The following is a 7,082-nucleotide window of genomic DNA, read 5'->3' on the forward strand; positions in this document are numbered from 1 at the left end:
CGCACCGGTGCGCCGGGACGGTCAGGCGGAGGAACCATTCGGGAATGCCGTCGTACGATTCGACCTCCATGCAAAGGATGTATACGTGCGTGTCCGGATGGCTCTGCGACGGTCCGTGCGGCCACAGCCCGTAATGAATTTGAGGGTTCACGATATGGGGCAAATGTTTGGCTGAGGACAGCAGCGCTTCTTTGGCGTGCCGATATTTCCCTCCCATGTCGTTCAGGCCGATGCACGGGATGCCGATTAGCTTTAACTCCTTGTGTTCTACCAGAACAGGCTTCATCTCCGGGAGCTTTGCCGCGTTTTCGATCATACGATTTTCGCCTCTTTTCCTTGTTATTTTCCTAAATTGCAAGAGACAAGCATTTATGACTTCACACGTTCCCGCTCCAGCTTCGCCAGAGGCTCCTTCTTTTTCGCAGAGCGCCTTTCGAATTTTTTGCAACGAAAAACACGCATGGTATAATGGAGCGATAAAGTCAGGACAAGCGGAGTGAGAACGATGAGAATCAACAAATATATCAGCGAAACGGGAATTTGCTCCCGGCGCGAAGCGGACCAGTTGATCGAAGGAAAGCGCGTTACGATTAACGGCCAGCTGGCCGAGCTCGGAAGCCGGGTGAACGAAGGAGACGACGTGCGGATCGACGGAAAACCGGTCAGCGAGAAGACAAAGCACGTCTATATTGCGCTCCACAAGCCGGTAGGCATCACCAGCACGACGGAACGGCACGTCCGCGGCAACATCGTGGATTTTGTAGGACACCGCGAGCGCATTTTCCCGATCGGACGGCTGGATAAAGATTCCGAAGGATTAATTTTGCTTACGAATGACGGCGACATCGTCAACAAAATATTACGCTCCGAGCACGAGCATGAGAAGGAATACATCGTGACGGTGAACAAACCGGTCACACCGATGTTTTTGCAGGGAATGGCGAGCGGCGTGCGGATTCTCGGGACCGTCACCAAACCGTGCCAAGTGAACCGCATCGACGACCGGACGTTTCGGATCGTGCTGACGCAAGGACTGAACCGTCAAATCCGCCGGATGAGCGCCGCCTTCGGCTACGAGGTGCGCCGGTTGAAGCGGGTGCGCATTATGAACATCAAGCTGGCCGGTTTGCCGGTAGGGCAGTGGCGTGATCTGACCCCGGAAGAGCTGGACAAGCTGATGAGCGCCATCGGGCATCAGCCGTAAGCTTTATGCTACACGTTGAATTTGTAGCCGATCCCCCTTACGGTATGGATGTATTTCGGATCGGTGGGGTTCGGTTCGATCTTCTTGCGCAGGTTGCTGATGTGAACGAGCAGCGTGCGCGTGTCACCGTTGCTGTCCACGCCCCAGGTCATTTTATACAGCTGTTCGAGCGGGAGCACCTTGCCGGGCGAGCGGGCGAGATGCAGCAGCAGGTCGAACTCCTTGGAAGACAGCGGCACGAGCCCGCCGCTTGCTTTCACGGTCCGGCTGAGCAGATCGATCTCCAGTCCCGGAAACGACAGGTATTGAGAATCTTCCTTGTGCTGCTCAAGCAGCTGGCTGCGGCGCAGATGCGCTTTGACCCGGGCGACGAGCTGGCCGGGACTGAACGGTTTCGTAATGTAATCGTCTCCCCCGATGCTGAACCCCAGAATGATATCCATATCCTCGCTTTTGCAGCTCAGAAATAATATCGGCGTATTATAGGACTTCCGGATTTGCCGGCATACTTCGATGCCGTCCATTTCGGGGAGCAAGATGTCGAGAATCACCAAGTCCGGACGGTGCTCCCGCACCATGGCAAGCGCTTCGGCCCCATTCCCGGAATACAGTACGTCATACCCCTCCTTACGCAAATAAAGACTGATTAATTCGACAATCTCGGCTTCATCGTCGACGATGAGTATTTTTTCTCCAGGCATCGATTTCTCCTCCAAAAGATGATGCGGCGAAACATGATGTTTCTTTGAAACTATCAGAATCATACCCCGCCGGACTCGATACTGGATTCTGATATGGCAGTGACAAACGTCCCGAAATCCCCCAAAGGTGAGCCGTTTATCCCGGTTTCCAAATAATGCAGTTTAAGGTACGATATTAGCAGGAAGCCCATTTGAGCAACAGGAAAGAAAGTGGTATCGATTTCCAGAAACTATTTCTATTATAAATGGTTTTGGGTGTTTATTTCCATAGTTTTATTGGCCGCCGCGATTGCCGGTATCAGTTACTATAGTTCCGCTGCCGGAGAGTCCGCGCCCCGTGCCGTTCAAGGCGTCATGGATCTGGAGGGCTACGGCTTGGAATCCCATGGAACGGTCCGGCTGGACGGCGAATGGGATATGCACTGGATGCGCCTCCTGACGCCGGAAGAGCTGGCCTCCCCGAAGCATAATGCAGGAGAGCGGGCGACCCCGATTGCTCTTCCGGAGGTGTGGAATCGAGTTCTGGTAGACGGCGTGCAGCCCGGCGGCTCGGGTCATGCGACCTTTCACTTGAAAGTGAAGCTGGATGCCCCCGCTTCCGATCTGGGGCTGAAGCTGCCATATATCCGTACGGCCTACAAGGCTTGGGTGAACGGCGAGCCGATCGCAAGCAGCGGCACGGTCGGAGAAGACATTCTGACTTCCAAGCCTCAATATACCCCGAATTTGATCCGGTTGCGCCATCCGGGCGGGCCGCTGGATATCGTCATTCAGGTTTCCAATTACCATCACCGGCTCGGGGGCATCTGGAAACCGGTCGAGCTCGGCTCATGGAGCGCGCTGGACAGCAAGCTCCGGAGAGAGCTTGCGATCGAGACGCTTGTGGTCGGAAGTCTGCTGTCGATGGGGCTGTATCACATCGGATTGATTGCGCTGAGGCGCAAAGAGAAAGGATCGCTTTATTTCGGCCTTTTTTGTTTGTTGATCGGCATACGGGCCTTCTTCGCGGGCGAAGGCGTGATGTATTATTTTGTCCCCGAGGTGCATTGGCTGACGGAGCTGCGCATTGAGTACGTATGCTTCTACATGGGCGTGCCCGTCATGATCATGTTCATGCACTCGCTTTACCCGCAGGAGGTGCGCTCCGGCATCGTCCGGCTTATTCTGGCGCTTGGCGTAGCGTTCTCGGCTGCGGCATTTCTGATCCCGCCTCCGTGGGTGACCTATACGACGCCGGTGTTCCAGCTCATTACGCTGCTCACCAGCGGCTACCTGCTGTTCAGTCTGGGTCGCGCTATGCTTCGCAAAAGAGACGGGGCGCTGTTCGCCGCGATCGGCGCGGGCGCTTACGTCGCCACGGTGATGCTGGACATCATGTATTACAACCAGTGGATCAAGCTTGGCGAGGTATCGTCGTACGGGCTGCTTGTCTGTGTATTCATGACCTCATTTATCCTGAGCGCCAAATCGGCCAAGGCTTACGTGGAAGTGGAGACGCTATCGCGGCAAATGCGCGAGATGAACACCGGTCTGGAGCATAAAATTCGCGAGCGGACCGCCGAGCTGGAACGCATCAACCGCAGTCTGGAGCGGATGAACGACGACCTGGCGCGGATGGAAACGTCAAGGCGGCACCTGCTCAGCAATATCTCGCACGATCTGGGAACGCCGATGACGCTCATTCAAGGGTACGTGGAAGCGCTCATCGACGGCGTCGTCTCGCAGCCCGACCAGCAGCAAAAATATTTAAAGCTCATCCATAACCGGATCACGGGCTTGAACCGGCTCATCGCCGATCTGTTCCAGCTCTCGAAGTTGGAGGCCAGACAGATGGATTTCGATATCCAGCCGGTGAGCACGGACGATTTTATCCGTTATTTCGACGAACGCTATGAGCTGGAGCTGGCCGGCGCCGGGCTCAAATTCGAGACGGTCGCTTACTCACTGCGGCCCGAAGCCCACCGGCAGGCCATTGTCAAAATCGACGTGGACCGGATCGATCAGGTGCTGACCAACGTTATTTACAATGCGGTCAAGCATACGCCCCGCGGCGGGCTAATCCAGCTTCATTTTATCGTGGACGAGCATTCGCTTGTCGTGCAGGTGCAGGATAACGGCTCGGGCATCGATCCGGAAGACTTGCCGTATATTTTCGACCGTTTCTACAAGAAAGACAAGTCCCGCAACACGGCCGGCGGCGGCAGCGGCCTCGGGCTGGCCATCGCCAAGGAGATTATCGACTATCATGGGGGCCGGATCTGGGCGCAAAGCCGCGTAGGTCAAGGCGCCTGCATCGCCTTCATGCTGCCCCTCGTGAAAGGGGGTGAATAGAGACGCGGTCGTTTGCGGCGTCCGCAGCGAATCGCATGTCCGGCGCTTAATCGCCGGAATCAGGGGGATGCAGCAGCGAGCTGCGGTAATCGGTCGGCGAGAGCTGGTAGTGCCGTTTGAACTGCTTCGAAAAGTACAGCGGGTCCTGGAAGCCGACCGAAGACGCGATCTGCTCCACGGTCAGCTCCGGACGCTCCCGAAGCAGATGACGCGCTTTGTCGAGCCGGAGCCGGAGCAGGAACGTCACGGGCGTCAGCCCGGTCTGCCGTTTGAACAGCGTTGAGAGATACGCGCGGTTGTAGCCGAGCGATTCGGCCATCAGCTCGATCGTGATCGGCTCCGCATACTGCTTGGATAAATATTGCAGCGCCCGCTGCACCGTTTGCCCGGCGGCGGTCGCCTGCTCCGGCTCGTCCGCGCGAAGAGGGCGAAGCGCTTCCGCGAACTCGGCGAACAACAAGTGCAGGCAGCCGTTCGCTTTCAGATTGGCGCCTGCGCCGCGGTGTTGAAACGCCAGCTGTACTTGGCGGAACAGGACGCCGATCGAGCGCTTTCGTCCGGTATGCACGACCGGCTGCTGCGAGCTCAGGCCCGTATCCTGCAGCAATCGCTCCGCGAGCCGCCCTTCGAAGGCGACCCAGCGGTAGTGCCACGGATCAAGCGTATCGGCCATGTAATTGACCAGCTTGCCCGGCTCGATCAGGAAGCTGTCTCCTGCGCCGAGCTCGTAGGTCTGTCCTTGGCAGACGTAGGTGCCTTTGCCAGACAGCACATGATGCAGCAAATAATAATCGACCACCTTCGGACCGGGCTTATGACCCGGCTTCGTCTGGCTGTGGCCGGCGAACAGGACGGTCAATGGGCTATCTTCCGGCGCGGGGTGCGGGTTGGATACGACAAAGTAGGTATCGGGACGTTTGACGGGCCCGGACAAGGCGCGACTCGCCTCCTTTTGGGGCATTGCCCCGGATACGTTCAGTATAGCATAACCGGGAATGTCTGCGCGTTCATGATCTAACATTTTTCCATGTCGTCCTGACATCGTTCCATAGTGAAAACCGGTTGTCCGGGCTATACTTGAAGCAAAAGCTTACTAATGAAATTCGCTATATCGAACGTGTCTTCTTAAATCCATAACGAGGTGAACCGTCATGACGGAAGTCAAAGCATTGCAGGAGCAGTTTGTCGAGCTGTACGGAGGAGATAGCTCCAATCCTATCCGGGCGTTTCATGCGCCGGGGCGCGTCAATCTGATCGGGGAACATACCGACTACAACGGGGGCTACGTTTTCCCGGCCGCTCTGACGTTCGGCACGACGATGCTGATCCGGAAGCGGGAGGACGATCAGGTGGGCTTTGCTTCCGCCAACTTTCCGCTGCGCAAGCATATTTCCATTCAGCAGGTCGAATTCCGCGCTGAAGACGATTGGATCAATTATCCGAAGGGCATCATCCGCGAACTGCAAAAGCGGGGGCTATCCGTCGGCGGTTACGATATTTTGTACAGCGGGGCAATTCCGAACGGCTCCGGCCTCTCCTCTTCGGCTTCTATCGAAGTGGTGACGGCCTACGGCCTGCTCACGATGGAAGGGCAGCCGACGGACAAGGTGGAGATCGCGCTGCTGTCGCAAAAGGCCGAGAACGAGTTCATCGGCGTGCAATGCGGCATCATGGATCAATTTGCGGTAGCGATGGGCAAGAAGGAGCATGCGATTTTGCTCATGTGCGATACGCTGGAATACAAGCATGTGCCGTTCGTCAGCGGCGAATACAAGCTGGTGATCGGCAACACGAACAAAAAGCGCGGGCTCGTCGACTCGGCCTACAACGAACGCCGGTCGCAGTGCGAGCAGGCGGTGAAGCATTTGGCTGCCGAATATCCCGACCTGACGCTGCTCGGTCAGCTGTCGCTGGAGCAATACCGGAGCGCGCAGCATCTGATCCCGGACGAGACGGTGCGCAAGCGGGCGCAGCACGTCGTCGAGGAGATCAACCGGGTACTGCAGTCCATCGAGGTGCTGGAGCAAGGAGACTTGGCGGCGTTCGGCCGGCTCATGATCGGCTCGCATAACTCGCTGCGCGACTTGTACGAGGTGACCGGCGTCGAGCTGGATACGATGGTCGAAGCGGCGCTCACCGTTCCCGGCGTGCTTGGCTCGCGGATGACGGGCGCCGGCTTCGGCGGCTGCACGGTATCGTTGGTGCATCGAGACAGCGTGGAGCGGTTTGTCGGCGAAGTGGGCCGCGTGTATAAGGAGAAGACCGGCTTGACCGCAGACTTCTATGTATGCGACATTGGGAATGGCGTGCAGGAGCTGCCGCTTTAGGCATGATCGTCCGGCGATGAACAGACGGAATCAATAAATATACTCAGATGACGGAAGGAGAGGCTTGATTATGGCCATTATGGTAACCGGAGGCGCGGGCTATATCGGCTCGCATACGGTAGCGGAGCTGCTGGCAAAAGGCGAAGAGGTGGTTGTCGTCGACAATTTGCAGCAGGGACACCGGGAAGCGGTGCTCGGCGGCAAGCTGTACGTCGGGGACATTCGCGATGCGGACTTTTTAGACACGGTATTCCGCGAAAACGACATCGACGCGGTCATTCATTTCGCAGCGAGCTCGCTCGTTGGTGAAAGCATGCAGCTGCCCGGCAAATATTATCATAACAACGTTTACGGGACGCTCTGCCTGCTTGAGAAAATGAACGAATACGGCGTCAAAAAAATCGTGTTCTCGTCCACGGCGGCGACGTACGGCGAGCCCGAGAACGTTCCGATTCTGGAAACGGACCGGACGCTGCCGACGAACGCTTACGGCGAAACGAAGCTCGCCATGGAGAAGAT

At 57.0% G+C, this 7,082-nt stretch carries 6 protein-coding genes and 1 pseudogene; 4 read left to right on the plus strand and 3 right to left on the minus strand.

What is annotated here, in order from left to right; translation table 11 throughout:
• Positions 1-316 (minus strand): annotated as a pseudogene (locus QJ48_RS08135) (GyrI-like domain-containing protein); the annotation flags it as partial.
• 189 nt (positions 317-505) lie between these two features.
• On the opposite strand from QJ48_RS08135, the gene rluF reads away from it, so the two are divergent.
• Positions 506-1,204: a 23S rRNA pseudouridine(2604) synthase RluF gene (gene rluF, locus QJ48_RS08140; protein ID WP_054973139.1), complete on the plus strand. Its 699-nt coding sequence runs from the start codon at positions 506-508 to the stop codon at positions 1,202-1,204.
• 8 nt (positions 1,205-1,212) lie between these two features.
• Here rluF and QJ48_RS08145 read toward each other — a convergent pair whose 3' ends face one another.
• Entirely contained in the window at positions 1,213-1,905 is a 693-nt protein-coding gene (locus QJ48_RS08145; RefSeq protein ID WP_036688281.1) for a response regulator transcription factor, read from the minus strand.
• A 255-nt stretch (positions 1,906-2,160) separates the two neighbouring features.
• Between QJ48_RS08145 and QJ48_RS08150 the strand changes: the two genes are divergently transcribed.
• The gene (locus QJ48_RS08150) at positions 2,161-4,236 is read left to right on the plus strand and encodes a cell wall metabolism sensor histidine kinase WalK (protein ID WP_237762847.1); all 2,076 of its coding nucleotides are present in this window, start codon (positions 2,161-2,163) and stop codon (positions 4,234-4,236) included.
• A gap of 46 nt (positions 4,237-4,282) precedes the next feature.
• On the opposite strand, the gene QJ48_RS08155 is transcribed toward QJ48_RS08150, so the two are convergent.
• On the minus strand, positions 4,283-5,197 hold the full coding sequence (locus tag QJ48_RS08155) for an AraC family transcriptional regulator (protein WP_054973142.1): 915 nt from the start codon (positions 5,195-5,197) through the stop codon (positions 4,283-4,285).
• Between the two features lie 190 nt (positions 5,198-5,387).
• Between QJ48_RS08155 and QJ48_RS08160 the strand changes: the two genes are divergently transcribed.
• Together QJ48_RS08160 and QJ48_RS08165 are read left to right on the plus strand one after the other, a co-directional pair.
• The gene (locus QJ48_RS08160; RefSeq protein ID WP_054973141.1) at positions 5,388-6,563 is read left to right on the plus strand and encodes a galactokinase; all 1,176 of its coding nucleotides are present in this window, start codon (positions 5,388-5,390) and stop codon (positions 6,561-6,563) included.
• Between the two features lie 70 nt (positions 6,564-6,633).
• Positions 6,634-7,082: NAD-dependent epimerase/dehydratase family protein (locus QJ48_RS08165; protein ID WP_157261564.1), on the plus strand; the 449-nt coding region annotated here is incomplete at its 3' end.

It is taken from the genome of Paenibacillus sp. A3, from assembly GCF_001399685.1.
Classification (GTDB): domain Bacteria; phylum Bacillota; class Bacilli; order Paenibacillales; family NBRC-103111; genus Paenibacillus_G.

Coding starts and splice junctions, on each gene's coding strand:
- rluF (WP_054973139.1), top strand. CDS start 506: ATGAGAATCAACAAATATATCAGCGAAACGGGAATTTGCTCCCGGCGC.
- QJ48_RS08160 (WP_054973141.1), top strand. CDS start 5,388: ATGACGGAAGTCAAAGCATTGCAGGAGCAGTTTGTCGAGCTGTACGGA.
- QJ48_RS08145 (WP_036688281.1), bottom strand. CDS start 1,905: ATGCCTGGAGAAAAAATACTCATCGTCGACGATGAAGCCGAGATTGTC.
- QJ48_RS08155 (WP_054973142.1), bottom strand. CDS start 5,197: ATGCCCCAAAAGGAGGCGAGTCGCGCCTTGTCCGGGCCCGTCAAACGT.